The organism is Micromonospora yangpuensis, assembly GCF_900091615.1.
In the GTDB taxonomy this organism is placed as follows: domain Bacteria; phylum Actinomycetota; class Actinomycetes; order Mycobacteriales; family Micromonosporaceae; genus Micromonospora; species Micromonospora yangpuensis.
Genome location: NZ_FMIA01000002.1, coordinates 6074012 through 6098163 on the forward strand (window position 1 = coordinate 6074012; position 24152 = coordinate 6098163).

Genomic DNA, 24152 nt, shown 5'->3' on the forward strand with positions numbered 1-24152 from the left:
CGGAGGCGACATGCCGTACTACCGCCGCGTCGGCGACTTACCCCGTAAACGGCACACCCAGTTCCGCCAGCCCGACGGCAGCCTCTACGCCGAGGAGCTGATGGGCCAGGAGGGCTTCTCCGCCGACTCGTCCCTGCTCTACCACCGGTACCCGCCGACCGCGATCGTGGCCGCCGAGGAGTTCCGCCCGCCGACCACCACCATCCGGCTGCCGAACCTGCCGCTCAAGCCCCGCCACCTGCGTACCCACAAACTCGACGGCACCGGGGCCGACCCGGTCCTCGGCCGGCAGGCGCTGCTGGCCAACGACGACGTACGGATCTCCTACGTGCTGGCCGACCGGCCCGGCCCGCTGTACCGCAACGCCACCGGCGACGAGTGCCTCTACCTGGAGTCCGGCGGCCTGCGGGTGGAGTCGCCGTTCGGCGTGCTGGAGGCGGTCGCCGGCGACTACGTCGTCATCCCCACCTCCACCATCCACCGGCTCGTACCGACCGGCAGCGAGCCGACCCGGCTGCTGGCCATCGAGGCGACCGGCCACATCGGCCCGCCCAAGCGGTACCTCTCGGTCCGTGGCCAGTTCCTGGAGCACTCCCCGTACTGCGAGCGCGACGTCCGGGGACCGGACGCGACGCTGCAGGTCGACGACACCGACGTGGAGGTGCTGGTCCGACACCGCTCCCGGGCCGCCGGCCCGGGCGGCGACGGCACCGCCTGGACCCGGTACGTCTACGCCCACCACCCGTTCGACGTGGTCGGCTGGGACGGCCACCTCTACCCGTGGGCGTTCTCCATCCACGACTTCGAGCCGATCACCGGCCGGATCCACCAGCCGCCGCCGGTGCACCAGACCTTCCAGGGCCCGAACTTCGTGATCTGCTCGTTCGTGCCGCGCAAGGTGGACTACCACCCGCAGGCCATCCCGGTGCCGTACAACCACCACAACGTCGACTCCGACGAGATGCTCTTCTACACCGGCGGCAACTACGAGGCCCGGCGCGGCTCCGGCATCGAGCAGGGCTCGATCTCGCTGCACCCGTCCGGCTTCACCCACGGCCCGCAGCCCGGGGCCGCCGAACGGTCGATCGGGGTCGACTACTTCGACGAACTGGCGGTCATGGTGGACACCTTCCGTCCGCTCGACCTCTGCGACGCCGCCCGGGCCTGCGAAGACGACGCCTACGCCTTCACCTGGGCCCGCCCGTAGACCGTCAACTGGGCCACCGCGGTGGCGACGATCGAGAGCACCAGCGGCCAGGGGGAACCGAACACCGCGTAGAGCAGGATCAGCACCGGTGCGGCGGCCACCGCGTACACGGCCACCGCGACCATCCGGTCGGAGCGCGCCAGGCCGGGCAGGACGGTGCTGGTCAGCCCGGGTAGCCGGGTGGCGTACCGCCACACCACCAGCCCGCAGCCGAGCGCCGCCGCCAGCGCGAGCAACCGGGACAGCCCGCCGTTGTCGGCCGCCACGCAGGCCACCAGCACCGTGCCGATCAACGACCAGCCGGCGCCGTGCAGGACCAACCGGCGCAGCCCCTCGGAGATGGTCCGGCGGTTCCCGGCCACTACCGGCATCGCTGGGTTCCCGGCCGGCTCCGCTGCCACTGTCGGCGCCGCCGCCTCGGCCAACTGCTCCAGCTCCTCGGCGTACCGCCGCTGTTCGAGCCGGAGGACACCGACGTCGTACCGGGCCTCGGCCAGCTGCGGGTTCAGCCGCAGCGCCTCCCGGTAGGCCCGCTCAGCCAGGTCGAACAGGCCCAGCCGGGCCGCCACCAGCCCGAGCACCAGGTGCGCCTGCGGCTCCTCGACCGCCAGCTCCACCCCGCGCCAGGCCGCGTTCAGCGCCGGCTGGCCGTTGCGCGCGCCGGCCAGCACCGCCGCGGCGCTCCGCTGGGCGTACGCGTCGTCCGGGCCGAGCGCCAGGATCTCGTCGGCGGTCCGGGCCGCCTCGGCGAACTCCCGCAGGTCGATCAGGGCCAGCGCCCGTACCACCAACGGCGCGAGGGCCCCGGGTGCGACCGCCACCGCCTGCTCGGCCACGGTACGCGCCTGCGCCGGCTGGTCGGCGGCGAGCCGTACCCGGGCCAGCATGGTCAACGCCGCCGCGCTGCCCGGGTCGAGGGTGACGGCGAACCCCAGTTCCGCCGCCGCCTCGTCGTACCGGCCCAGCTCGGCCAGGAGCTGGGCCCGCTGGAGGTAGCCGTCGGCGGACTCGTCGGAGGTGGGGTCGCTGGACATCGCGCGAGCCTAGGCCGACTCGGCCGGGTACACCAGCGCCACCGCGATACCGGTGAGCCCCTCGGCACGGCCGGTGAAGCCGAGCCCGTCGGTGGTGGCGGCGGAGACGGTCACCGGCGCGCCGACCGCCGCCGAGAGCACCCGCTGGGCCTCCTCCCGCCGCGGTCCGATCTTGGGGCGTACCCCGACGACCTGCACCGAGACGTTGCCGATCTCGAACCCGGCCGCCCGCACCCGGCGGGCGCTCTCGGTGAGCAACGCGACGCCGGAGGCACCCGCCCACTCCGGCTCACCGACGCCGAAGTTGGACCCCAGGTCACCGAGGCCGGCGGCGGAGAGCAGCGCGTTGCAGGCGGCGTGGGCGGCGACGTCGGCGTCCGAGTGCCCGGCCAACCCGTCCTGGCCCGGCCAGTGCAGGCCGGCGACCCAGCAGGGCCGACCGGGCTCGAAGGCGTGCACGTCGGTGCCGATGGCCACCCGGGGAACGATCATCAAAACAGGGTACGTGCCACGGAGCTGTCCGACGCTACGCCGTCGGCGGCGAGCAGGTGCTCGGCGAGGGTCAGGTCGAACGGTCGGGTGATCTTCAGGGCGTACTCCGAACCGGGGACGCACCGCACCGGCACGCCCTGCTTCTCGACCAGGCCCGCGTCGTCGGTGAGTGGGTCACCCGCGCCGGCGTGGGCGGCGGCCAGCACGGCCCGACGGAAACCCTGGGGAGTCTGCACCGCGCGCAGGGCCGACCGGTCGACCGTACCGAGGACCCGCTCCTCGGAGTCGACCTCCTTGACCGTGTCGACCACCGGGAGAACGGGGATCACCGCGTCAGCGCCGGCACGCACGGCCGCGGCCACCGACTCGATCAACTCGGCCGGGGTGAGCGCGCGGGCCGCGTCGTGGACCAGGACGATCTCCGGTCCGGCGGGTACGGCGGCCAGGGCGGCGGCCACCGAGGCCTGCCGGTGCGCGCCGCCGGGGACCACGCTGACCGGGGCCACCGGGGCGAGCAGGTCCCGGACCGCCTCGACATCGGCGACCGGGGCGGCCACCACGATGGTGTGCACGGACGGCGCGGCGGCGAGCCGGCGTACCGCGTGCACCAGCAGGGGCTCGCCGGCGAGCAGTCGCAGTGCCTTGGGACGGCCGGGACCGAGGCGTACCCCGGCACCGGCCGCAGGCACGAGGACCGCGACGTCACCGCGCGGGTTGAGCTGCGCGGTCACGTCGCGGTCCTCGGATTCTTTTGCTGCAAGGTGGGTACGACGATGCTGCGGGGACTAGGCCTCGGTCAGCACCTTGTCGAGCAGCGTCTCCGCCTCGTCCTTGGTGCTCTTCTCCGCCAGCGCGACCTCACCGACGAGGATGTCGCGGGCCTTGGCGAGCATCCGCTTCTCACCCGCGGAGAGGCCCCGCTCCCGCTCCCGACGCCACAGGTCGCGGACGACCTCGGCGACCTTCAGCGGGTTACCCGAGGCCAGCTTTTCCAGATTTGCCTTGTAACGTCGCGACCAGTTGGTCGGCTCCTCGGTGTGCGGAGCCCGGAGAACGTCGAAGACCTTGCCGAGGCCCTCTTCGCCGACCACCTCACGCACGCCCACGATCTCGGCGTTCTCAGCGGGCACCCGGACGGTCAGGTCACCCTGTGCGACCCTCAGGACGAGGTACTGCTTGGGCTCGCCCTTGATGACCCGAGTCTCGATTGCCTCGATGAGTGCGGCCCCGTGGTGGGGGTAAACAACGGTCTCGCCGACACTGAAAACCATAGGTTCGAAACCCCTTTCGCTGTGTCTAGGGTAACACGCTCAGGCACCGATGTCTCACCGCTGACCTGACCGTTGGCGCAGCTCAGAGGCCCTGTGAGAGGTATTTCTTCGGCTTGACAAGGGGCCGATTCGATGGATCGAACACGCTGCGTGACCGCCAAATGCCTTCCCGGTGAAGGGTGGTCGGAGCTGTCGACCCCCCTTGGCGGCTGTGCTCTTGCGCCCTGCCGTGCCGTCGCCGCCCTTGAGCCAGGTCGGCGCACGGTTCCATGATATCCCCCAGATCTCACCTCCGCTCAGGTGTGGCGTCAGACCGCCCGGTACGGGACGCTGGAGAGGCACCGCTGAGCGCTCAGGTTCGTCAGGGGGTGGTTCGATGGGCATGCCGGACGCAGAGGGCCCCGGGCCCACCGACGGACTGCCCGACCTGCCGGCCGAGTGGGGCCGGGTGGTCGTCCCCGACGATCCCTCCGCGCTCGCCGCCGAGACCGCACTGGTCCGGCGCGAGCTGCGCGGCCAGGCCCGCCGTCGGCGCTGGCAGCGCCGACTCGGTGGCTCCGGCCACCGGATGCTGGGCCTGCCGGTGCTGATCCTGCTGGTGGTCGCGCTGATCACCACCGGCGCGCTGCTGGCCGGCACCTGGCCCCGACCCTCCCGCGGCGGAGACCGGCCGACCGTGGTGCCGTACCCGACCCCACCCACCGGGCTGGCCGGCCGGTCGCTGCCGGCCCTGGACCTGGTCGACGCGGAACAGTCGCCGGTGTCGCTGCGTGGCCTGCTGCCGGCGGTGATCATCCTGGTGGACACCTGCGAGTGCGCGGACCAGGTGGCCGAGGCCGTCGCCGCCGCCCCGCCCGAGGTCTCCGTCGTGCCGGTCACCGGCGACCGCACGGGCCCACCCACCACCGCCCCGCCGGTACGACCACTCGCCGACCCGGCCGGTGGCCTGCGCGCCTTCCTCCGCCTGCCGGGGCGGCCCGGCAGCGCCACCGTGCTGCTGGTGGACCGCTCGGGCACCCTGCTGCGGGTGGTCGCCGAGGTCCGGACGGTCGAGGACTACCGCAGCGACCTGGCCGCCCTGACCCGGTGACCGTCGACCCCGCTCAGGGCAGGGTGACCAACTGGATCTGCACCTCGGCCGGAGCCGGCCCGGAGACCGCCAACCGCAGCCGCAGCCGACGGCCCTCCCCCGACAGCTCCAGCCCGGTCAGGGAGCCGTCGCAGGTCGACCGCTCGGCCTCGGAGGCGCGCCCCCGGGACGCCCAGACCACCAGTTGGCCCGCCCCGGTGCAGCGGTACTGCAGCAGGTACCGCCGGCCCTCCCGGGAGTCGAAGTCCCAGCGGACCGGGTCGTCCGGTCGGATGGTCACCCGGTCCCGCCAGACGGTCTCGGCGAACCGGGCCAGCCCGACCCCCGGGTACCCGTCGTAGACCAGCACCCGGCGCGGCCCGTCCACCACCTGACCGGTCCCGGGGTCGACGGTGACGACCTGAGAGGTCCGGCCCGGCTCCGACCGGGTCAGCTCCGAGGGGCCGACAGTGGCCGGACCCGGGGCGTTGGCCTGCCACCACACGCCACCGGCGACCAGGGTGACCAGCGCCAACCCGGTCAGCAGGGCACCGCGAAGCCCGTCACCCGCCGCACCGCTCACCCGTCGAGGGTAGCCAGCCGACGGCACCGGTCCCACCGTCGAGCCCGGCCGGGCGGTCAGTCGTGCCGTTCGAGCAGGGCCGTGTAGAGGGTCAGCCCGGGGCCGAAGGCGAGCAGCACCACCCGGTCCGGTGGAGAGACCGCCCGACGCAGCCGGTCCAGGATCAGCAGCACCGTCGGCGACGAACAGTTGCCGTGTTCGGCCAGGGTGGCCCGGGAGGCCGCCAGGGCCTCCGGTGGCAGCGCCAGCTCCCGCTCGACCACGGTGAGGATGCGCGGCCCACCGGGATGCACCGCCCAGCCGTCCACCTCGGACAGTTTGGTGCCGTGCCGGGTGAGCAGCTCCTCGACCAGGCCCCGCACGTGCCGGGAAAGCACCTGCGGCACCTTCGCCGACAGCCCCATCCGGAAGCCGGTGTCGGTCACGTCCCAGGTCATGTGGTCGGCCGTCGAGGTGTCGGTGACCGAGGCGACCTCACGCAGGGCGTACCCCCGGGCGTTCGGCACGACCACGGCGGCGGCTGCGGCGTCGGAGAAGAGCGCGTGACAGATGACCTGCTGGGTGTCCATCCGGGCGGTGGACGGCTGCAGGTGCAGGCTGGTCAGCTCGGCGCAGAGCAGCACCGCCGGCCGGCTGCGGGCGGTGACGAAGTCGCTGGCGGCACCCAACCCCGGCAGGGCGGCGTAACAGCCCATGTGCCCGACGAACATCCGCTGCGTGTCGGCGGCCATGCCGAGGTCCCGGGCGAGCAGGATGTCCAGCCCCGGAGTGGCGTACCCGGTGCAGGAGCAGACGACGAAGAGGCCCACGTCGGCGGCGGCGAGGCCGGCCGCGGCGAGCGCCCGCTCGACGGCCTGCCGGCCCAACGGCAACGCCTCCACCTGGTACCGGCGCATCCGGCTTTCGGTGGGCCACTGCGAGACGTCCTCCAGCAGCGGGTTCACCACCGCCTGCCGCTGGTGCACCCCGGAGTTGGCGAAGACCCGCCGGCCCAGCTCCCGGGTGGCACCGGAGAAGTGCCCGGCGAAGAAACCCGTCCACAGCTCGTCCTGCGTGGACGACGGCGGGTGCGCCGTCCCGAGCCCCGTGATCACCGGAACGGCCACCATGCCCACCTCTCGTCAGCCCTGCCGCGTCGGCGGTCACCACCGCGGTGTCGATCGGCGGCGCTCACCACCGCGGTGTCGCGGTGTCGCGGTCCGGGTCCCCGCCCAGTGCCGCGATGCCGAGCCAGTCGGCGCAGACGTCCGAGGTGGCCGGGTGCAACGAGCCGCACCGGGCATCCCGGTAGAGCCGCTCCAGCGGATGGCCCCGCCGGGTCGCCGAGGTGCCGGCCGCCTCCACCATGCTCGCCGCGACCTCGGCCGCGGTCGTACCGGCCAGCAGTTTCGCCCGCCACACCCAGCGGTTGGTCTCGGCGTCGCCCGGGGCCTCGTCCACCCGGCGGGCGGCTTCGGCCACCGCCAGCGACGCGGCGGCCACCGCCGCGTCGGCCCGCCCGAGCCGGGCCCGTACCGCCGGCAGGCCGGCCAGGTCACGGGCGTTGAGGTGCGCGGCCGCCGCCTCGACCGCGGCCCGGGCCACCCCGGTGTAGACCGCGGCGTAGCTGGCGACCAGCCAGTGCGGCATCAGCTGGGCAATCACCAGCGCCAACCCCTCCACCCCGCCGAGCAGCCGGTCGGCCGGGACGGTCACGTCCAGGTGCAGGTCGTGCGAGGAGGTCGCGCGCATACCCATGGAGTCCCAGGTCGGCTCCACCCGCAGGCCGTCACCGGTCGCCGGCACCAGGAACTGGGAGACCACCGACGGGTCCGCCGCGCTGCGCGCCGCCACCAGGTACCCGTCGGCGTGCCCGGCACCGGAACAGAAGGTCTTGCTGCCCTTGAGCTGCCAGCCACCGTCCACCGGCTGGTACTCCGTGCTGAGCTGGGACAACCGGGCACCGGCGCCGCGTTCACTCATCGCCACCGCGTACCAGGCCCCCTCGGCCGCCGCGCGCAGCAGGGCGTCCCGGGCGGCCAGCGCCTCGTCGGGTACCCCCAGCGCCTCGGCCAGGTCCTCGTCGACCGCGCCGAGCGCACCGGTGACGGAGGCGTGCATGTTGAACACCAGCGCGGTCGCGCCGTTGCCCCGGGCCAACTCGGCGGCGACCGCGGCGTACTCGGCGAAGGTCGCACCCGACCCGCCCAGCTCGACCGGGACCATCAGACCGAACAGGCCCGCCTCGCGGAGGTCGGCGAAGTCCGCGACCGGGAACGTCCCGTCCCGGTCGTGCCCGGCCGCCCGGGCGGCGAACCGGGGTGCCAACCGGCGGGCCGCCTCCAGCGCTTGCTGCGTCATCGTCGTTCCTCCTCGACGTCACCACTACCCCGTGACGTCGGCGCTATCCGCGCCGGACGCCCCGCCCCTGGTACAACACGGCGGTGGACCAGGTAGGCACGATCCGGGGTGGACGGCCACCCGGGCCCTCGGTGGCCACCAGCCGCCGGGCCAGCCAGCCGATGAGCCCCGACACCTCCGGCCGGACCCCGCGGACCCGTAGGTCGACGCCGTGCCGGGCACACTCGGCGAGCAGGGCGCGATGGTCCACGAACAACCGTGGGTCGTGAATGCCCCGGGGGACGGTGGGCAGCCGCTCGGCGACCCCGACCGCGACCAGCCGGCTCAACGCGGTGTCGTTGAGGGTGTCGAGCACCAACAGGCCGCCCGGCCGCAGCAGGCGGCACGCCTCGCCGACCGCCCGCCGCCAGTCCGGTACGTGTTCCAGCAGTTCCCCGGCGGCCACCACGTCGGCGCAGCCGTCGGCGAGCGGTACCGCCGTGGCGTCGGCGTTGACCACGGTCACCCCGTGGGTGCGGGCCTGCTCCAGCGCGGATCCGGTGAGGTCCACCCCGACGTGCCGGTAACCCTTGCCGGCCAGGTGCGGGGCGAGCAGCCCGGCGCCGCAGCCCAGGTCGACCAGGAGCGCGTCGGGGCGGGACGCCGGGGGCACCAGCGCGGCCCGGGCCCGGGCCAGCCAGTGCAGCATGGCGAACGCGCCGTCCGGTCGCCACCACTCGCCCGCGAGTTCGTCGTACTGCCGGGGGTCGTTGCGGGGCAGCGGCCCGGCGGGGACGGCGGGCGGTGTCGGACCGGCGGGTGGCATGCCACCGAGCGTGGCACGACTCCCCGGTAACGACCAGACTTCCCTTATGTCGCGATTGGTGTTAGGGCTGGTCAGAGCGAGTCACCCGGAGCCGGCGGCGGCGGTGACGGTGGCCGCCGGACTGCTCGCCTGGGGGGTGGGGCACCGACCAGCCGGGGTGCTCGCGGTGCTGGCCACGGTGGGGGCCAGTCAACTGGCGACCGGATGGGCCAACGACGCGCTCGACGCCGGGCGGGACACCACGGTGGGGCGTACCGACAAACCGGTGGCCTCGGGCGCGGTCGGCCGAGGGACCGTCGCCCTGGCCGCCACGGCTGCCGCCCTGGCCACCCCGCTGTTCGCGCTGACCACCAACCGCACGGCGGCGTTCTGGATCACCGCCGCCCTGGTCTCGGCCCTGCTCTACGACTGGCCGCTGAAGGCCACCGCCGCCTCGGTGCTGCCGTACGCGTTCTCCTTCGGGGCGCTGCCGGCGTTCGTGGTGCTGGCGCTGCCCGGCGCGCCCACCCCGCCGGTCTGGCTGGTCGCCGCCGGGGCCTGCCTGGGCGCCGGCGCGCACTTCGCCAACGTCCTGCCCGACCTGGCCGACGACGCGCGTACCGGCATCCGTGGCCTGCCGCACCGGATCGGTCCGGTGGGCAGTTGGCTGGCCGCCGCCGGGCTCCTGCTGGCCGCGACCGTGATCCTGGTCTTCGGGCCGCCCGGGCCCCCGTCGGTCGGCGGGCTCGCGGCGGTGGTCACCGCCGCCGTGGTGCCACCGCTGAGCTGGTACGGCGAGCGCCGCGCCGGCCGGGAGCCGGGCCGGCCGGTGGCCGCCTTCCGGGCGGTCCTGCTGGTGGCGTTGATCGATGTGGTGCTGCTCGTGGCGAGCGGGCGGGTGGTCTGAGCACCCCGGCATTCCCGGGTCGCCGTGCGACGGTCGCCGTGGCCCAACTACCCTGGAGCGCGGTCTGCGCGGGTATGGCCACCGCGCCCGGCGTGCGCCCGGGCCGGGATCGTAACGAGGAGGACCGACGTGACGCGCTCGATCAGGGGATCCCGACGGGCGGCCGTGCTGCTGGCCGGTCTGGCGGCGACGACCAGCCTGGCGGCGGGCTGCGGCACCGGCCAGGTCTCGGAGACGGCCAACAAGGTGCCGTCGGTCCAGGGCGTGAACATCCAGACCCCCGACGACGGCTTCAAGATCCGCGGCCTGGTCGTGGCGTACCCCGACGGCGAGGGCTACTCCGCCGGAGCGAACGCCCCGCTGAGCGCGATCCTCTACAACGACACCGCCAGCCCGGTCACCGTCACCGTCAGCACCGACAGTGCCCGGGAGGTCGTGCTGGTCGGCGGGGCGAACGCCACGGCCAACCCGACGCCCTCGCAGTCCCCGGGCAGCCCGCCCTCGCCCGGCCAGACCGCCAGTGGAGAGGCATCGCCGTCACCGGAGGGGTCCGCGTCGCCCGAGGGGTCCGCGTCGCCGACCCCGGCGGGCAGCGAGTCGGCCTCGCCCGGCCCGGACGAGTCGGCCTCGCCCAGCCCGTCCGGTCCCGCCGGGGCGCCGGCCCGCTTCGAGATCCCGGCACTGAGCTACCTGCAGCTCACCGGGGGCGACGCCGGCCAGCTCCAGTTGGTCGGTCTGAACGAGGCGCTGCGCGCCGGCCAGCAGGTGAACCTGGTCTTCGACCTCGGCAACGGCCAGACCCTCAGCACCCCGGCACCGGTCGCCGTGCCGCTCACCCCGGCCGCACCGCCCTCGCCGATCATCGAGCGTGAGTTCGGTATCGAGGGCGAAGGACACTGACCTCCGGATCCGTACCGTTCGACCGACCGCCGGCGTGGTGACCACCACGCCGGCGGTTTTTGGTCGTAGCGGACGGATAGCGTTCTGGTCGTGACGACCTCTCGATCGAGCCTGCCAGCGGGCGGCCCGGCCGCCGGCCGGGCAAAGAGCGGCACGGCCATGGGCCGCAGCCGGGCCGGTGGCCGGGAGCCCCGCCCGGCGTACGAGTGCGACGCCTGCGGCCACCAGCCCCCCAAGTGGGTGGGGCGCTGCCCGGAGTGCGGCGAGTGGGGCTCGGTGGTCGAGTCGACGGTGACCGGCCCGACGGTGGCCGGACGGGTGGTCAGCTCCCGGATGCCGGCCGAGCCGGCCCGCCCGATCGCCACCATCAGCGCGGCACCGGCTCGGGCCCGGCCCACCGGCGTCAGCGAGCTGGACCGGGTCCTCGGCGGCGGGCTGGTCCCCGGCGCGGTGGTGCTGCTGGCCGGTGAGCCCGGCGTCGGCAAGTCGACCCTGCTGCTCGACGTGGCCCAGCAGTGGGCGGCCGGCGCGGGCAGCCCGTCCCTGGTGGTCAGCGGCGAGGAGTCGGTCAGCCAGGTGCGGTTGCGTGCCGAGCGGATGGGCGCCCTGCACGAGCAGCTCTACCTGGCCGCCGAGAGCGACCTGAGCGCGGTGCTGGGCCATCTGGACGCGGTCGAGCCGGGTCTGCTGGTGCTCGACTCGGTGCAGACCATCTCCACCACCGGCACCGAGGGGGTGCCGGGCGGGGTCACCCAGGTCCGGGCGGTCACCGCCGCACTGGTCTCGGTGGCCAAGGAACGCGGCATCGCCACCGTGCTGGTCGGGCACGTGACCAAGGACGGTCAGGTGGCCGGCCCCCGGGTCCTGGAGCACCTGGTCGACGTGGTGCTGCACTTCGAGGGGGACAAGCACTCCTCGCTGCGGATGGTGCGCGGCGTGAAGAACCGCTTCGGCGCCGCCGACGAGGTGGGCTGCTTCGAGATGCACGAGGGGGGCATCAGCAGCCTGGCCGACCCGTCCGGGCTCTTCCTGACCCGCTACTCCGAGCCGGTGCCGGGCACCTGTGTCACGGTGGCCATGGAGGGGCGGCGGGCACTGGTCACCGAGGTGCAGGCGCTGATCGGCGCGACCGTCGCCGGGTCGCCCCGACGGACGGTCTCCGGGCTGGACGGTGCCCGGCTGGCGATGGTGCTGGCGGTGCTCCAACGGCGTACCGAGCGGTTGACGCTGCACGACCGGGAGGTCTTCGCCGCCACCGTGGGAGGCATCCGGGTGGTGGAGCCGGCCGCCGACCTCGCCGTCGCCCTCGCCGTCGCCTCCGGCGGGCTCAACCTGGCCATCGACCCGCACCTGGTGGCCATCGGCGAGGTCGGACTGACCGGGGAGGTACGCCGGGTCGGTGCGGTTCCCCGGCGGCTGGCCGAGGCGGCCCGGCTCGGCTTCCGCTTCGCGCTCGTGCCGCCCGGGTGCGGGCCGGAGTCGACCGGGGCCGGCCCGGAGAACATGCGAGTGGTGGAGGTCACCCACCTGCGGGCCGCGTTGCAGGCGGCCGCTCGGGCGTCGGCCGGGTGAACTGTCCGGGTACGTCGACGAGAAAGGGCCGGTCAGGTGACGCATCACAGTAACCGCGACAGCACCCAACGCAGGGCGTTCCGTAGACTGTGCCCGTGCCGACCGACCGCGATGCCACCAAGCCTGCCGGCGCGACACCTCACGTCCGTACGGGTGCCGTGGGTTCGCCCACCCGTCCCATCAGCGTCAGCGTGACCGGCGGTTCCGCCGGCACCGGCGGCGACCCGCTCCGCGCCAATCTGGCCCTGATGGCGCCGGGCACCGCGCTGCGCGACGGCCTGGAACGGATCCTGCGCGGCCGCACCGGCGCGTTGATCGTCCTCGGCTACGACAAGGTCGTCGACCAGATCTGCACCGGCGGCTTCCCGATGGACGTCGAGTTCTCCGCCACCCGGGTCCGGGAGCTGTGCAAGATGGACGGCGCGGTGGTGCTCTCCAGCGACGGCACCCGGATCGTCCAGGCCGGCGTGCACCTGATGCCGGACCCGTCGATCCCCACCGAGGAGTCCGGCACCCGGCACCGCACCGCCGAGCGGGTGGCCCGGCAGACCGGCTATCCGGTCATCTCGGTCAGCCAGTCGATGCGGATCATCAGCCTCTACGTCAACGGCCAGCGGCACGTGCTTGACGACTCGGCGGCCATCCTGTCCCGGGCCAACCAGGCCCTGGCCACCCTGGAGCGCTACAAGCTCCGGCTGGACGAGGTCTCCGGCACGCTCTCCGCCCTGGAGATCGAGGACCTGGTCACCGTCCGGGACGCGGTGGCCGTGGTGCAGCGGTTGGAGATGGTCCGGCGGATCGCCGACGAGATCGCCGGCTACGTGGTCGAGTTGGGCACCGACGGTCGGCTGCTCGCCCTTCAGCTCGACGAGCTGATGGCCGGCGTGGACGCCGACCGCACCCTGGTCATCCGGGACTATCTGCCCACCGGCCGCAAGTCCCGCACCCTGGACGAGGCACTGGTCGAGCTGGACCTGCTCGGTGCCACCGAGCTGATCGACCTGGTGGCGGTGGCGAAGGCGATCGGCTACCCGTCGGTCTCGGATGCCCTGGACGCGGCGGTCAGCCCGCGCGGCTTCCGTCTGCTGGCCAAGGTGCCGCGCCTGCCGGTGCCGATCGTCGACCGGCTGGTGGTGCACTTCGGCAGCCTGCAACGACTGCTCGGCGCGACCGTCGAGGACCTGCAGGCCGTCGACGGCGTCGGCGACGCCCGGGCCCGTGGGGTCCGGGAGGGCCTCTCCCGGCTCGCCGAGGCGTCCATCCTGGAACGGTACGTCTGAGGACGCCGGCTCCGGCACCGGACGCGACGGACCGCGCGTCGGGGTGTCGTCGACGGCGGCCCGGTTCCGCGCGCTGCCGGCGGCGGCCCGGTTCCGCGCGCTGCCGGCGGCGGGCCGGGGCCCGGCGTCGGCCGGCGGCGTGCCGGGATCCGGCGTCGCTGACGGTCGGGCCAGGGCCGGGGTCAGCTCTCGACGATGGTGAGTCGCACCGGGTCACTCAGCTTGGTGCCGAGCCGACCGAAGAGCTGGTACGACCCGGCCTTCGCGAAGGGGCCGGCGGCCAGCCCGTCGGCGCACCGGGTGGTGTCCCGACCGTTCCAGGCGACCCGGTAGGCCCGTTCGAAACCGGGGGCGAAGGACTGCACGTCGGAGCCCTTGGCCAGACCGCAGGTGTCGGACGACCAGACCCGCTCCGCGCCGGCCTTGATGAACAGCTCCTGGAGATCGGCGCCGACGTCGCGGTTACAGGTCCGCTCCGACAGGTTCTTGATCTTGATCTCCAGATCGACCACGGTGCCGCTGCGGGCCTCCGTCGGTGCCGCCACCGGGGTCACCACGATCTCGGCGTCGGTGCAGCCACCGTCGCTCGCCGGGGCCACCGGCCCTCCGGGGCCGCCCGAGTCGCCCGAGCCCGAGTCCCCCGACCCACCCTGGCTGCCCGAACCACCGGGCCCCGAACCACCGGGCCCCGAGCCGCCCGGGGCGGCACCGGGCCCGGCACCGTCCGATCCGGAACCGCCCGGACCCGCGCCGCCCGGACCGGCACCGCCCGGATCGCCCTCGCCGCCGGGGCCTCCCGGCGCCTCCGGGCCCGCGGAGGGCCCGCCGGTCTGCGGGGTCAGCACCGATTCGGTAGGCGCCGGAGACGGCCCACCCTCCGGTGTCCCGGCGGTGTTGTCCGACCGGTCGCAGGAATAGAGCAGCACAATCAGGAGAAGAAGCCCCGCTCCGAGTACGACGGCGCGACGCCGCCAGTAAACGGCGGATGGCAGGGGACCGACCGTCAGACGCATGATGCCCCCACGGTAGCGGCGTACCGCACCCGCGTCCGGCAGGACGCGCCGGACCACCGACGCCTCACCGCGACGACCTTCCACTCACGACCCGGCCGCCCCCCTCACAGGTACACCTTGCGCTGGTGGATCGCGTGCGCCCCGGCCACCCGGTCGAGGAAGAGCAGACCGGCACAGTGGTCGATCTCGTGCTGCAACGCCCGCGCCTCGAAGGCGTCGGTCACCAGCCGGACCGTCCGACCGGCACCCGGCAGTTCACCCTCCACCACGAGCCGGCTGGCCCGCTTGACGTCCCCGGTCAGGTCGGGCACCGACATGCAGCCCTCCCGGCCGGCCTTCCAGCGGGTCGCCTCGACCACCCGGGCGTTGCAGAGCACGAAGGTGCCGTGCACCGTCACCGCCTTCGGGTGCCCGGTCACGTCGACCGCGAAGACCTGTGCCGCGACCCCGATCTGCGGCGCGGCCAGCCCGACGCAGCCCGGTGCCACCCGCATGGTGGCGACCAGGTCGGCGGCGAGCCGTACCGTCTCCGCCGAGTTCGGGTCGACCTCGGCGCCCGCCCGGCTGAGCACCGGCTCGGGGGCGCAGACCACCGGCCGTACCTCCCCCGGGACCGCCAGCGCCTGCGGGGTCCAGTCACCGAGGCCGGTCACAGCAGATCCGGGTCGGCCGGCCGGAGGGTCGCCTCGACACCCAGCTCGGCGGCGGTCCGGGTCAGCTGCGCGGTCAGCTCCGAAGCGGTCCCCGACGGCAGCTCCACCTCGGCGACCACCACGTAGAGCGAACCGGCCAACCGGGTACTGAGATCGGTGACGTTGCCTCCGGCTTCGGCGATGACCCGGGTCATCGCCGCGACGATGCCCATCCGGTCGGCGCCGTGCACCGCCAGCACGTACGGCTCACCGGCCGGTGCGGTGACCCCGTCCGGCGTGACCGCGCGTACGGTCGCCAGGAGCTGACCGTCGGCGGCGAGCGGGGCCAACGCGGCCTCGGCCTCGGCGGCGGTCGGGCCGACACAGATCAGGGTCATCGCGAAGTGCCCGCGTAGCCGGGTCATGGTGGAGTCGGTCAGGTTGGCACCGAGCCGGGCGAGCACCTCGGCGACGTCGGCCACGATGCCGGGCCGGTCCCGGCCGATGACAGTGATCGCGAGCTGGTTCATTGGGGCATTCTCCCCGAACCGTCCGACCAGCCGGCGACGCCCCCGTCCGGCCCGCCCATCCTGCGGGAAGGTGGGCCGTGACATCATCGACGCGCGATGTCTGAGCCAACGTTCGCCACCCTGGTCAGCCGGTGGTACTCCGAAACCGCCCGGGACCTGCCGTGGCGCCACCCCGGCGTGTCGCCGTGGGCAATCCTGGTCAGCGAGGTCATGCTCCAGCAGACGCCGGTGGTCCGGGTGGTGCCGGCCTGGCAGGCGTGGCTGGAGCGCTGGCCCACCCCCGCCGCGCTGGCCGAGGACACCCCGGCGGAGGCCATCCGGATGTGGGGGCGGCTCGGCTACCCCCGCCGGGCGGTCCGGTTGCGCGAGTGTGCGGTGGCGATCGTCGAACGGCACGCCGGAGTGGTACCGGACCGGTTGGACCAGCTTCTGGCGCTACCCGGGGTGGGCACCTACACGGCGCGGGCGGTGGCGACGTTCGCGTACGGGCAGCGGCACCCGGTGGTCGACACGAACGTGCGTCGGGTGGTCTGCCGGGCCATCGCCGGGGAACCGGACGCCGGGCCCACCACCCGCCCCGCCGACCTGGTCGCCACCGAGGAGCTGCTCCCCGTCGAGCCGGCCGACGCGGCGCTGGCCAGTGCGGCCATCATGGAGCTGGGCGCGGTGCTCTGCGTGGCCCGGTCGCCCCGCTGCGACCGCTGCCCGGTGGCCTCGATCTGCGCGTGGCGGACCTCCGGCCAGGCCGCCCCGACCGGCCCGAGCCGCCGCCCCCAGCGGTACGCCGGCACCGATCGACAGGTACGCGGTCTGCTGCTGGGCGTACTCCGGGAGACCACCGGCCCGGTCGACCGGCAGCGGCTCGACCAGGTGTGGGCCGACGACGTGCAACGGGCCCGAGCGCTGGCCGGACTGGTCACCGACGGGCTGGTCGAGCCGGTCGGGACGGCGTCGTTCCGGCTGGCCGGCGACGGCGGCCCGCCCGCGCCGGCCGTGGTCTGACCGCTTCACGGAGAACGGCGTCGGCCCGGTGGCAGCTGCCACCGGGCCGACGCCGTTCAGTCGTTCGCCCTACTCGTCCGCACCTGCCGCGGCCGTGCCGCCCAGGTCGGCCGGGACGGCGTCCGGAACCTCCACCGGCTTGTCCGCGCCCGTGAAGATGAGCTTGGACTTGTCGATGTCCTCCGGGTCACCCTCGCAGTCCACCACGACGATCTGACCCGGGGTCAGCTCGTTGAAGAGGATCCGCTCGGAGAGGTTGTCCTCGATGTCGCGCTGGATCGTGCGACGCAGTGGACGCGCTCCGAGCACCGGGTCGAAGCCCTTCTTCGACAGGTACTTCTTGGCGTTGTCGGTCAGCTCCAGACCCATGTCCTTGTTGCGGAGCTGGGTCTCGATCCGCTGGATCATGATGTCGACGATCTGCAGGATCTCGTTCTGGCGGAGCTGGTGGAAGACGATGGTGTCGTCGATCCGGTTCAGGAACTCGGGCCGGAAGTGCTGCTTGAGCTCGTCGTTTACCTTCTGCTTCATCCGCTCGTAGTTGGAGTCCGAGTCCTCGGACGCCTGGAAACCGAGCGACACCGCCTTGGCCACGTCCCGGGTGCCCAGGTTGGTGGTCAGGATGATGACGGTGTTCTTGAAGTCCACGATCCGGCCCTGGCCGTCGGTGAGCCGACCGTCCTCCAGGATCTGGAGCAGGGTGTTGAAGACGTCCGGGTGGGCCTTCTCGATCTCGTCGAAGAGGACCACCGAGAACGGCCGACGCCGCACCTTCTCGGTCAGCTGGCCACCCTCGTCGTAGCCGACGTAGCCGGGAGGCGCACCGACCAGCCGGGAGACCGTGTACCGGTCGTGGAACTCCGACATGTCCAGCTGGATCAGAGCGTCCTCGGAGCCGAAGAGGAACTCGGCGAGCGCCTTGGAGAGCTCGGTCTTACCGACACCGGAGGGACCGGCGAAGATGAACGAGCCCGACGGGCGCTTCGGGTCCTTCAGGCCGGCCCGGGTCCGCCGGATCGCCTTCGAGACCGCCTTGACCGCGTCCTCCTGGCCGATGACGCGCTTGTGCAGCTCGTCCTCCATGCGCAGCAGGCGCGAGGTCTCCTCCTCGGTCAGCTTGTAGACCGGGATGCCGGTCCAGTTGCCGAGCACCTCGGCGATCTGCTCGTCGTCGACCTCGCTGACGACGTCCAGGTCACCGGCCTTCCACTCCTTCTCCCGCTGGGCCTTCTGGCCGAGCAGCTGCTTCTCCTTGTCGCGGAGCTGGGCGGCCCGCTCGAAGTCCTGCGCGTCGATCGCGGACTCCTTGTCCCGACGCACCTGGGCGATCCGCTCGTCGAAGTCACGCAGGTCCGGCGGAGCGGTCATCCGGCGGATCCGCATCCGGGCACCGGCCTCGTCGATCAGGTCGATCGCCTTGTCCGGCAGGAACCGGTCGGAGATGTACCGGTCGGCAAGGGTCGCCGCGGCCACCAGCGCGGCGTCGGTGATGCTCACCCGGTGGTGCGCCTCGTACCGGTCACGCAGGCCCTTGAGGATCTCGATGGTGTGCGCCAGCGACGGCTCACCCACCTGGATCGGCTGGAACCGGCGCTCCAGCGCGGCGTCCTTCTCCAGGTGCTTGCGGTACTCGTCCAGGGTGGTCGCGCCGATGGTCTGCAGCTCGCCCCGGGCCAGCATCGGCTTGAGGATGCTCGCCGCGTCGATCGCGCCCTCGGCGGCACCCGCACCCACCAGGGTGTGGATCTCGTCGATGAACAGGATGATGTCGCCCCGGGTGCGGATCTCCTTGAGGACCTTCTTCAGGCGCTCCTCGAAGTCACCGCGGTAACGGGAACCGGCCACCAGTGCACCGAGGTCGAGCGTGTAGAGCTGCTTGTCCTTGAGCGTCTCGGGCACCTCGCCCTTGATGATCTTCTGGGACAGCCCCTCCACCACGGCGGTCTTGCCGACGCCGGGCTCACCGATCAGGACCGGGTTGTTCTTGGTACGGCGGGAGAGCACCTGCATGACCCGCTCGATTTCCTTCTCGCGCCCGATGACCGGGTCGAGCTTGCCCTCGCGGGCGGCCTGGGTGAGGTTGCGGCCGAACTGGTCCAGCACCAGGCTGGTCGACGGCGCGGCCTCGCCCGGCGCGGCACCGGCGGCGGCCGGCTCCTTGCCCTGGTAGCCGGAGAGGAGCTGGATCACCTGCTGGCGGACCCGGTTGAGGTCGGCGCCGAGCTTGACCAGCACCTGGGCGGCGACGCCCTCGCCCTCACGGATCAGGCCGAGCAGGATGTGCTCGGTACCGATGTAGTTGTGGCCGAGCTGCAGCGCCTCACGCAGCGACAGCTCCAGCACCTTCTTGGCCCGCGGCGTGAACGGGATGTGCCCGCTCGGCGCCTGCTGACCCTGGCCGATGATCTCCTCGACCTGCTGGCGGACGCCCTCCAGGGAGATGCCGAGGCTCTCCAGAGCCTTGGCCGCGACGCCCTCACCCTCGTGGATCAGGCCCAGCAGGATGTGTTCCGTACCGATGTAGTTGTGGTTGAGCATCCGGGCCTCTTCTTGGGCCAGGACGACAACCCGTCGCGCTCGGTCGGTGAACCGCTCGAACATGCCCTCGTGCTCCTCACGTGCCGTGCGCCTTGACCGTCAGAATCTTGGCGGGGCCGGTGCGCGGACGTCCGGGACGGGCGTCCGTGCCTCCTTACTCTATCGCCGCGGGCCGACTCCGCTGAGGTCGTGTGTCTCCGGCGGCCGCCGCTCGCGCGTCGTTTCACCCAACCGTCCGCGCTCAGGGCCTGTTCCGGGCCCTGCGGCTGTACGCGTAGAGCGAAATTCCGCGCGTCCGGTGGACGGGTGTCCGGGCACCCGCGTCGGTTGTCCACAGGCTGTGGACAGACTTTCCACCGGCTGTGGACAACGCCCGTCCGGGCCGGATCCTTCCCGCCCGGACCGCCCTCCCGCCGCGCCGTGGGCCGGCCAGCCACGGCAGCCCCGCCCGGTGTGGCCGGCCGCCGGGCCACAGCGGCCGGGCGCGCGTCGCGGAGACGGCGACGCTGGGCCGGGGATCAGCCCCGGCCCAGCGTCAGGTCGCCCGGACCACCGTCAGCGGCCGGCCTTGGCGTGGAACTCGTCCACGATCTCCTGGGGGATGCGCCCCCGGTCGGAGATGTCCTTGCCCTGCCCCTTGGCCCAGTCCCGGATCGCCTTGTTCTGCTCCCGGTCGGAGGTGGCACCACCCCGGCCCCGCGCGGCCCGGCCACCGACCACCACACCGCCGCGCCCCACCTTGGTGCCGTGGGCGACGTAGGTGGCGAATACCTCACGCAATTTCTCGGCGTTCGAACTCGACAGGTCGATCTCGTACTGAACGCCGTCGAGGGCGAACTTGACGGTCTCGTCGGCGTCTCCGCCGTCCAGGTCATCGACCAGCTTGTGAATGATCTGCTTGGCCACGTCGCACAATCCTTTCGAGCAGGGTCTCCTGCCAGAAGCACAATAGCCCGCTCGATGCTTGTCACGTCAATAGGACCCGGAAAAAAGTCCGTCGGCGGCGCGTGAACTACTCCGGCCGGACCAAGGGGAACAGGATCGTTTCCCGAATACCCAGGCCGGTCAGCGCCATCAACAGGCGGTCGATTCCCATTCCCATACCACCGGCCGGCGGCATTCCGTACTCCATGGCCCGGAGAAAGTCCTCGTCGAGCCGCATCGCCTCGTCGTCGCCCCGGGCCGCCAGCTGCGCCTGGGCGACCAACCGCTCCCGCTGCACCACCGGGTCGACCAGCTCGGAGTACGCGGTCCCCAGCTCGAAGCCGAGGACGTACAGGTCCCACTTCTCGGCCAGCCCCGGCTCGTCACGGTGGGACCGGGTCAGCGGGCTGGTCTCCTCCGGGTAGTCCCGGACGAACGTGGGCTCCCGCAAACCAGGCACGACCAGTTCCTCGAACAGTTCCTCGGCCAGCTTGCCCGGCCCCCACTTGGGGTCCACCGCGAGGCCGACCTTGTCGGCGTACTCCACCAGGCGGGCCCGGTCGGTCCGCACGGTGACCTCCTCACCGAGCGCTTCCGAAAGGACACCGAACAGTGTCACCGAGCGCCACTGCCCGCCCAGGTCGAACTCCTGGCCATCGGCGTGGGTCACCACCGTCGACCCGCCGACCGCGATCGCCGCCCGCTGTACCAGATTCCGGGTGAGCGTGGCCATGGTGTCGTAGTCGCCGTACGCCTGGTAGGCCTCCAGCATCGCGAACTCGGGCGAGTGCGAAGAGTCGACTCCCTCATTACGGAAGTTGCGGTTGATCTCGAAGACCCGGTCGACCCCACCGACCACGGCCCGCTTCAGAAACAGTTCCGGAGCGATTCGGAGATACAGATCGGTGTGCAACGCATTGCTGTGGGTCACGAATGGGCGGGCCGCCGCGCCGCCGGGCAGCAGCTGCAGCATCGGCGTCTCCACCTCGACGAAGTCCTGCTCGTGCAACGCCTCCCGCAGACTCCGGACGGCTGCCGCCCGGGTCCGTACCATCTGGCGGGCCTGTGGCCGGACGACCAGGTCCACGTACCGCTGCCGGACCCGGGCCTCCTCGCTGAGCGGCTTGTGCGCCACCGGCAGCGGACGCAGCGCCTTGGCGGTCACCGCCCACTGCTCGGCCAGCACCGACAGCTCACCGCGCCGGCTGGTGATCACCTCACCGGTGATGCCGACGTGGTCACCGAGGTCGACCAGGCGCTTCCAGTCCGCCAACCGCTCGGGGCCGACCCGGTCCAGGGAGAGCATCGCCTGCAGCTCGGTCCCGTCACCGTCGCGCAGGGTGGCGAAGCAGAGCTTGCCGGTGTTGCGTACGAAGATCACCCGACCGGTGACCGCGACCCGGACGCCGGTGGCGGTGTCGGTGGGCAGCTCCGCGTACTCGGCCCGGATCCGGGCCAGCGTGCTGGTCCGGGGGTAACCGACCGGGTACGCCTCGACGCCCTCGGCGAGCATCCGGTCCCGCTTCTCCCGGCGGACCTTCATCTGCTCCGGAAGGTCGTCGGCGGGGTCGACTGGCACGGGGTTCTGCTCGGTCACGGCACGCTTCCTCAGCTAAGGATTCCGGCGGGGTCAGCCCCCGAGCGTACTCAAGCCCTCCCGCGACCGTTACGGGTTAACCTGCCCGGCATGACCGATCCCACTCACCGGCTCTCCTTCGGCGCCGCCGCCGAGGCGTACGACCGGTTCCGCCCGACCTACCCTCCGGCGGCCGTACGCTGGGCGCTGGACGGCCTGCCCGCCCCGGCCCGGGTGGTGGATCTCGGCGCGGGGACCGGCCTGCTCACCCGGGTGGTCCTCGATCTCGGCCACCAGGTGCTGCCGGTGGAACCCGACCCGGGCATGCGGGCGCAACTGGCCGCCACCACCCCCGGCGTCACCCCGCTGGCCGGCAGCGCCGAGGCGGTGCCGCTGGCCGACGCGGCGGCGGACGCGGTGCTGTCGGGGCAGGCGTACCACTGGTTCGACCGGGAGCGGGCGCACCCGGAGATCGCCCGGCCCCGGGTTCGGCCCGGTGGAGATGGCGGAGTTCCCGTACCACGTCACGGTCACCCCGGACGAGTTGGCCGGACTGGTCCGGACCCGCTCGCACTACCTGGTCGCCGAGGCGCCGCAGCGGCAGATCATCGACGACGGCGTACGCGATCTGCTCGCCACCCATCCGGACCTGGCCGGTCGGGAACGGATCGAGCTGCCGTACCGCACCTTCGTCTTCCGCGCCCCCCGCGCCGGCGCCCCCGCATCGTGGGGGTGAGCGGGGAACCCCGCTCTACCGTAGGCGTTAAGCGGGGGCCCTTCCTTACCGCTCAGGTGTTGCGGTCGTAGACCATGCGCAGGCCGATCAGGGTGATCATCGGCTCGTGGTGGGTGATGGTGCGGCACTCGCCGATCACCACCGAGGCGAGTCCACCGGTGGCGATGACCGCCTGCACCCCGCCCAGCTCCTCGGCCATCCGCTCGACGATCCGGTCCACCTGACCGGCGAAGCCGAAGTACAGACCCGCCTGGAGACACTCCACGGTGTTCTTGCCGATCACCGAGCGGGGCCGGGTCGCCTCGACCTTGCGCAACTGGGCCGCCCGGGCGGCCAGCGCGTCGAAGGAGATCTCGATGCCCGGGGCGAACGCGCCGCCCAGGAACTCACCCCGCCCGCTGATCACGTCGAAGTTCGTGGTGGTGCCGAAGTCGACAACGATCGACGGCCCGCCGAAGAGGGTGTACGCCGCGAGGGTGTTCACCACCCGGTCGGCCCCGACCTCCTTGGGGTTGTCGATGGCCAACTGCACCCCGGTGCGGACCCCCGGCTCGACGATGACGCTGGGCAGGTCGGCGTAGTACCGCTCCAGCATGGTCCGCAGCGAGCGCAGCGCGGCCGGCACGGTCGAGCAGGCCGCCACCCCGGTGATCTCGACGGCGTCCCCGGCGAGCAGACCCCGGAACATCAGGCCCAGCTCGTCCGCGGTCGACCGGGCGTCGGTCTTGACCCGCCAGGAGTGCACCAGCTTGTCGCCGGCGAAGGTGGCCAGCACGGTGTTGGTGTTTCCGATGTCGATGCAGAGCAGCACGTCCGAAGCCTAGACAACCACGGTCGGTCAGCGTCCCCGCAGGTCCATCGCGATGTCCAGGATCGGCGCGGAGTGGGTGAGCGCGCCGACCGACAGATAGTCCACCCCGCTCGCCGCGTACTCGGCCGCCACCGCCAGGGTCAGCCCGCCGGTGGCCTCCAGCTCGGCCCGGTCCCCCACCGCCGCTACCACCTCGGCGAGCAGCGCCGGTGTCATGTTGTCGCAGAGCAGGAAGTCCGCGCCGGCCTCGACCGCCTCCACCGCCTCGGCCAGCGTGGTCACCTCGACCTGCACCGGCACCTCGGGGAAGGCCTCCCGGACCCGCCGGTAGGCGGGTGCGACCCCGCCGGCCGCCAGCTTGTGGTTGTCCTTGATCATGGCGACGTCGTAGAGCCCCAACCGCTTGTTGGTGCCGCCGCCGGCCCGCACCGCGTACTTCTCCAACGCCCGCAGGCCCGGGGTGGTCTTGCGGGTGTCCAGCACCATCGCCTTCGTCCCGGCCAGCGCGTCGGCCCAGGCCCGGGTGTGGGTGGCCACCCCGGACATCCGGCAGAGCAGGTTCAGCGCCGTACGCTCGGCGGTGAGCAGCAGCCTGGTCGGCCCGGTGACCGTGGCCAGCACGTCGCCGCGGGCCACCCGCTCACCGTCGGCCGCCAGCACCGACACCTCGACGGTACGCGCGCCACCCGCCGGCGCCCCCTCGGTGGCACCGGTCGCCACCTCGGCGACCAGCTCGAAGACCGCCGCCGCCACGGCCAGCCCGGCCACCACCCCGTCGGCCCGGGCCACCAGGTCGGCGGTGTCGGTCTGGCCGGCCGGAATCGTGGCCACGCTGGTGACGTCGAGCAGCCGGGGACCGAGATCCTCGGTCAGCGCGTCGTCGATCACCCGCCGGACCCGGTCGGGGTCCAACCCGCCGGCCCGCAACACCTGTTCCGTCGACTGCCTCAT

The 24152-nt window shown here is 72.9% G+C and carries 24 protein-coding genes and 1 pseudogene; 9 read left to right on the forward strand and 16 right to left on the reverse strand.

What is annotated here, in order from left to right:
- Window positions 1-10 precede the first annotated feature (10 nt).
- A complete protein-coding gene (locus GA0070617_RS27520; RefSeq protein ID WP_091444976.1) occupies window positions 11-1207 on the forward strand; it encodes a homogentisate 1,2-dioxygenase in 1197 nt (398 codons plus the stop codon).
- Here the strand turns inward: GA0070617_RS27520 and GA0070617_RS27525 are convergent.
- From GA0070617_RS27525 to GA0070617_RS27540, 4 genes are read right to left on the reverse strand one after another with little or no spacing between them, the layout of a single operon-like run.
- Window positions 1180-2241 carry a tetratricopeptide repeat protein gene (locus tag GA0070617_RS27525; RefSeq protein WP_091444978.1) on the reverse strand — a complete coding sequence of 354 codons (1062 nt, stop codon included), beginning with the start codon at window positions 2239-2241 and terminating at the stop codon, window positions 1180-1182. The two genes, GA0070617_RS27520 and GA0070617_RS27525, sit on opposite strands and share 28 nt — an antisense overlap.
- 9 nt (window positions 2242-2250) lie before the next feature.
- Window positions 2251-2736 (reverse strand): 2-C-methyl-D-erythritol 2,4-cyclodiphosphate synthase, encoded by a 486-nt coding sequence (gene ispF / locus GA0070617_RS27530; RefSeq protein WP_091444980.1) that lies wholly within the window; start codon window positions 2734-2736, stop codon window positions 2251-2253.
- Window positions 2733-3464 (reverse strand): 2-C-methyl-D-erythritol 4-phosphate cytidylyltransferase, encoded by a 732-nt coding sequence (gene ispD, locus GA0070617_RS27535; protein ID WP_091444982.1) that lies wholly within the window; start codon window positions 3462-3464, stop codon window positions 2733-2735. Before ispD ends, ispF begins: the two co-directional genes overlap by 4 nt.
- A gap of 54 nt (window positions 3465-3518) precedes the next feature.
- Window positions 3519-4004 carry a CarD family transcriptional regulator gene (locus tag GA0070617_RS27540; protein WP_007073334.1) on the reverse strand — a complete coding sequence of 162 codons (486 nt, stop codon included), beginning with the start codon at window positions 4002-4004 and terminating at the stop codon, window positions 3519-3521.
- 376 nt (window positions 4005-4380) lie between these two features.
- Between GA0070617_RS27540 and GA0070617_RS27545 the strand changes: the two genes are divergently transcribed.
- Window positions 4381-5094, forward strand: coding sequence for a hypothetical protein (locus GA0070617_RS27545; RefSeq protein WP_091444984.1), 714 nt, complete (start codon window positions 4381-4383; stop codon window positions 5092-5094).
- A gap of 13 nt (window positions 5095-5107) precedes the next feature.
- On the opposite strand, the gene GA0070617_RS27550 is transcribed toward GA0070617_RS27545, so the two are convergent.
- The 4 genes from GA0070617_RS27550 to GA0070617_RS27565 are packed head-to-tail and all read right to left on the reverse strand — an operon-like array spanning window position 5108 to window position 8801.
- Window positions 5108-5656 carry a hypothetical protein gene (locus tag GA0070617_RS27550; protein WP_091444986.1) on the reverse strand — a complete coding sequence of 183 codons (549 nt, stop codon included), beginning with the start codon at window positions 5654-5656 and terminating at the stop codon, window positions 5108-5110.
- Between the two features lie 56 nt (window positions 5657-5712).
- A complete protein-coding gene (locus GA0070617_RS27555) occupies window positions 5713-6771 on the reverse strand; it encodes a type III polyketide synthase (RefSeq protein ID WP_175440684.1) in 1059 nt (352 codons plus the stop codon).
- Window positions 6772-6826: 55 nt separating this feature from the next.
- Window positions 6827-7996 carry an acyl-CoA dehydrogenase family protein gene (locus GA0070617_RS27560; protein WP_091444987.1) on the reverse strand — a complete coding sequence of 390 codons (1170 nt, stop codon included), beginning with the start codon at window positions 7994-7996 and terminating at the stop codon, window positions 6827-6829.
- 43 nt (window positions 7997-8039) lie between these two features.
- Complete coding sequence (locus GA0070617_RS27565) at window positions 8040-8801, reverse strand: methyltransferase domain-containing protein (protein ID WP_091444989.1); 762 nt, start codon at window positions 8799-8801, stop codon at window positions 8040-8042.
- Window positions 8802-8847: 46 nt separating this feature from the next.
- On the opposite strand from GA0070617_RS27565, the gene GA0070617_RS27570 reads away from it, so the two are divergent.
- The 4 genes from GA0070617_RS27570 (at window position 8848) to disA (ending at window position 13439) form a co-directional block, all read left to right on the forward strand.
- The gene (locus GA0070617_RS27570) at window positions 8848-9687 is read left to right on the forward strand and encodes a UbiA family prenyltransferase (protein ID WP_091444991.1); all 840 of its coding nucleotides are present in this window, start codon (window positions 8848-8850) and stop codon (window positions 9685-9687) included.
- A gap of 129 nt (window positions 9688-9816) precedes the next feature.
- The gene (locus tag GA0070617_RS27575; RefSeq protein WP_091444994.1) at window positions 9817-10587 is read left to right on the forward strand and encodes a prolipoprotein diacylglyceryl transferase; all 771 of its coding nucleotides are present in this window, start codon (window positions 9817-9819) and stop codon (window positions 10585-10587) included.
- Between the two features lie 90 nt (window positions 10588-10677).
- Window positions 10678-12159 carry a DNA repair protein RadA gene (radA, locus tag GA0070617_RS27580; RefSeq protein WP_373868441.1) on the forward strand — a complete coding sequence of 494 codons (1482 nt, stop codon included), beginning with the start codon at window positions 10678-10680 and terminating at the stop codon, window positions 12157-12159.
- Window positions 12160-12254: 95 nt separating this feature from the next.
- Complete coding sequence (gene disA / locus GA0070617_RS27585; RefSeq protein ID WP_091445000.1) at window positions 12255-13439, forward strand: DNA integrity scanning diadenylate cyclase DisA; 1185 nt, start codon at window positions 12255-12257, stop codon at window positions 13437-13439.
- 182 nt (window positions 13440-13621) lie between these two features.
- Here disA and GA0070617_RS32515 read toward each other — a convergent pair whose 3' ends face one another.
- The 3 genes from GA0070617_RS32515 to GA0070617_RS27600 all read right to left on the reverse strand — a co-directional run bounded on the left by GA0070617_RS32515 (window position 13622) and on the right by GA0070617_RS27600 (window position 15614).
- The gene (locus tag GA0070617_RS32515; protein WP_091447591.1) at window positions 13622-14452 is read right to left on the reverse strand and encodes a hypothetical protein; all 831 of its coding nucleotides are present in this window, start codon (window positions 14450-14452) and stop codon (window positions 13622-13624) included.
- Between the two features lie 104 nt (window positions 14453-14556).
- The gene (locus GA0070617_RS27595) at window positions 14557-15105 is read right to left on the reverse strand and encodes a peptide deformylase (protein ID WP_091445003.1); all 549 of its coding nucleotides are present in this window, start codon (window positions 15103-15105) and stop codon (window positions 14557-14559) included.
- The gene (locus GA0070617_RS27600) at window positions 15102-15614 is read right to left on the reverse strand and encodes a glycine cleavage system transcriptional repressor (protein WP_091445006.1); all 513 of its coding nucleotides are present in this window, start codon (window positions 15612-15614) and stop codon (window positions 15102-15104) included. Before GA0070617_RS27600 ends, GA0070617_RS27595 begins: the two co-directional genes overlap by 4 nt.
- Window positions 15615-15710: 96 nt before the next feature.
- Here GA0070617_RS27600 and GA0070617_RS27605 point away from each other — a divergent pair, with 96 nt between their 5' ends.
- The gene (locus GA0070617_RS27605) at window positions 15711-16616 is read left to right on the forward strand and encodes an HhH-GPD family protein (protein WP_091445009.1); all 906 of its coding nucleotides are present in this window, start codon (window positions 15711-15713) and stop codon (window positions 16614-16616) included.
- Window positions 16617-16685: 69 nt separating this feature from the next.
- On the opposite strand, the gene GA0070617_RS27610 is transcribed toward GA0070617_RS27605, so the two are convergent.
- The 3 genes from GA0070617_RS27610 to lysS all read right to left on the reverse strand — a co-directional run bounded on the left by GA0070617_RS27610 (window position 16686) and on the right by lysS (window position 21675).
- Window positions 16686-19217: an ATP-dependent Clp protease ATP-binding subunit gene (locus tag GA0070617_RS27610; RefSeq protein ID WP_091445011.1), complete on the reverse strand. Its 2532-nt coding sequence runs from the start codon at window positions 19215-19217 to the stop codon at window positions 16686-16688.
- A 492-nt stretch (window positions 19218-19709) separates the two neighbouring features.
- A complete protein-coding gene (locus tag GA0070617_RS27615; protein WP_091445012.1) occupies window positions 19710-20060 on the reverse strand; it encodes a histone-like nucleoid-structuring protein Lsr2 in 351 nt (116 codons plus the stop codon).
- 106 nt (window positions 20061-20166) lie between these two features.
- Entirely contained in the window at window positions 20167-21675 is a 1509-nt protein-coding gene (gene lysS / locus GA0070617_RS27620) for a lysine--tRNA ligase (RefSeq protein WP_091445015.1), read from the reverse strand.
- 90 nt (window positions 21676-21765) lie between these two features.
- Between lysS and GA0070617_RS31875 the strand changes: the two are divergent.
- Both GA0070617_RS31875 and GA0070617_RS31880 read left to right on the forward strand, forming a co-directional pair.
- Window positions 21766-22095: pseudogene (locus GA0070617_RS31875) on the forward strand (class I SAM-dependent methyltransferase); the annotation flags it as partial.
- 55 nt (window positions 22096-22150) lie between these two features.
- Window positions 22151-22390, forward strand: a complete 240-nt coding sequence (locus GA0070617_RS31880; RefSeq protein ID WP_229688657.1) for a hypothetical protein — start codon at window positions 22151-22153, stop codon at window positions 22388-22390.
- 52 nt (window positions 22391-22442) lie between these two features.
- On the opposite strand, the gene GA0070617_RS27630 is transcribed toward GA0070617_RS31880, so the two are convergent.
- Window positions 22443-23201: a type III pantothenate kinase gene (locus tag GA0070617_RS27630; protein WP_091445017.1), complete on the reverse strand. Its 759-nt coding sequence runs from the start codon at window positions 23199-23201 to the stop codon at window positions 22443-22445.
- A gap of 27 nt (window positions 23202-23228) precedes the next feature.
- On the reverse strand, window positions 23229-24152 hold the full coding sequence (nadC, locus tag GA0070617_RS27635; RefSeq protein ID WP_091445020.1) for a carboxylating nicotinate-nucleotide diphosphorylase: 924 nt from the start codon (window positions 24150-24152) through the stop codon (window positions 23229-23231).

What these genes read in the sequence shown, in the direction of transcription:
- GA0070617_RS32515 (WP_091447591.1), bottom strand. Translation starts at nt 14,452, where the DNA reads ATGCGTCTGACGGTCGGTCCCCTGCCATCCGCCGTTTACTGGCGGCGT.
- GA0070617_RS27605 (WP_091445009.1), top strand. Translation starts at nt 15,711, where the DNA reads ATGTCTGAGCCAACGTTCGCCACCCTGGTCAGCCGGTGGTACTCCGAA.
- GA0070617_RS27565 (WP_091444989.1), bottom strand. Translation starts at nt 8,801, where the DNA reads ATGCCACCCGCCGGTCCGACACCGCCCGCCGTCCCCGCCGGGCCGCTG.
- GA0070617_RS27600 (WP_091445006.1), bottom strand. Translation starts at nt 15,614, where the DNA reads ATGAACCAGCTCGCGATCACTGTCATCGGCCGGGACCGGCCCGGCATC.
- GA0070617_RS27570 (WP_091444991.1), top strand. Translation starts at nt 8,848, where the DNA reads ATGTCGCGATTGGTGTTAGGGCTGGTCAGAGCGAGTCACCCGGAGCCG.
- GA0070617_RS27540 (WP_007073334.1), bottom strand. Translation starts at nt 4,004, where the DNA reads ATGGTTTTCAGTGTCGGCGAGACCGTTGTTTACCCCCACCACGGGGCC.
- GA0070617_RS27545 (WP_091444984.1), top strand. Translation starts at nt 4,381, where the DNA reads ATGGGCATGCCGGACGCAGAGGGCCCCGGGCCCACCGACGGACTGCCC.
- nadC (WP_091445020.1), bottom strand. Translation starts at nt 24,152, where the DNA reads ATGAGGCAGTCGACGGAACAGGTGTTGCGGGCCGGCGGGTTGGACCCC.
- GA0070617_RS27520 (WP_091444976.1), top strand. Translation starts at nt 11, where the DNA reads ATGCCGTACTACCGCCGCGTCGGCGACTTACCCCGTAAACGGCACACC.
- GA0070617_RS27610 (WP_091445011.1), bottom strand. Translation starts at nt 19,217, where the DNA reads ATGTTCGAGCGGTTCACCGACCGAGCGCGACGGGTTGTCGTCCTGGCC.
- GA0070617_RS27525 (WP_091444978.1), bottom strand. Translation starts at nt 2,241, where the DNA reads ATGTCCAGCGACCCCACCTCCGACGAGTCCGCCGACGGCTACCTCCAG.
- GA0070617_RS27560 (WP_091444987.1), bottom strand. Translation starts at nt 7,996, where the DNA reads ATGACGCAGCAAGCGCTGGAGGCGGCCCGCCGGTTGGCACCCCGGTTC.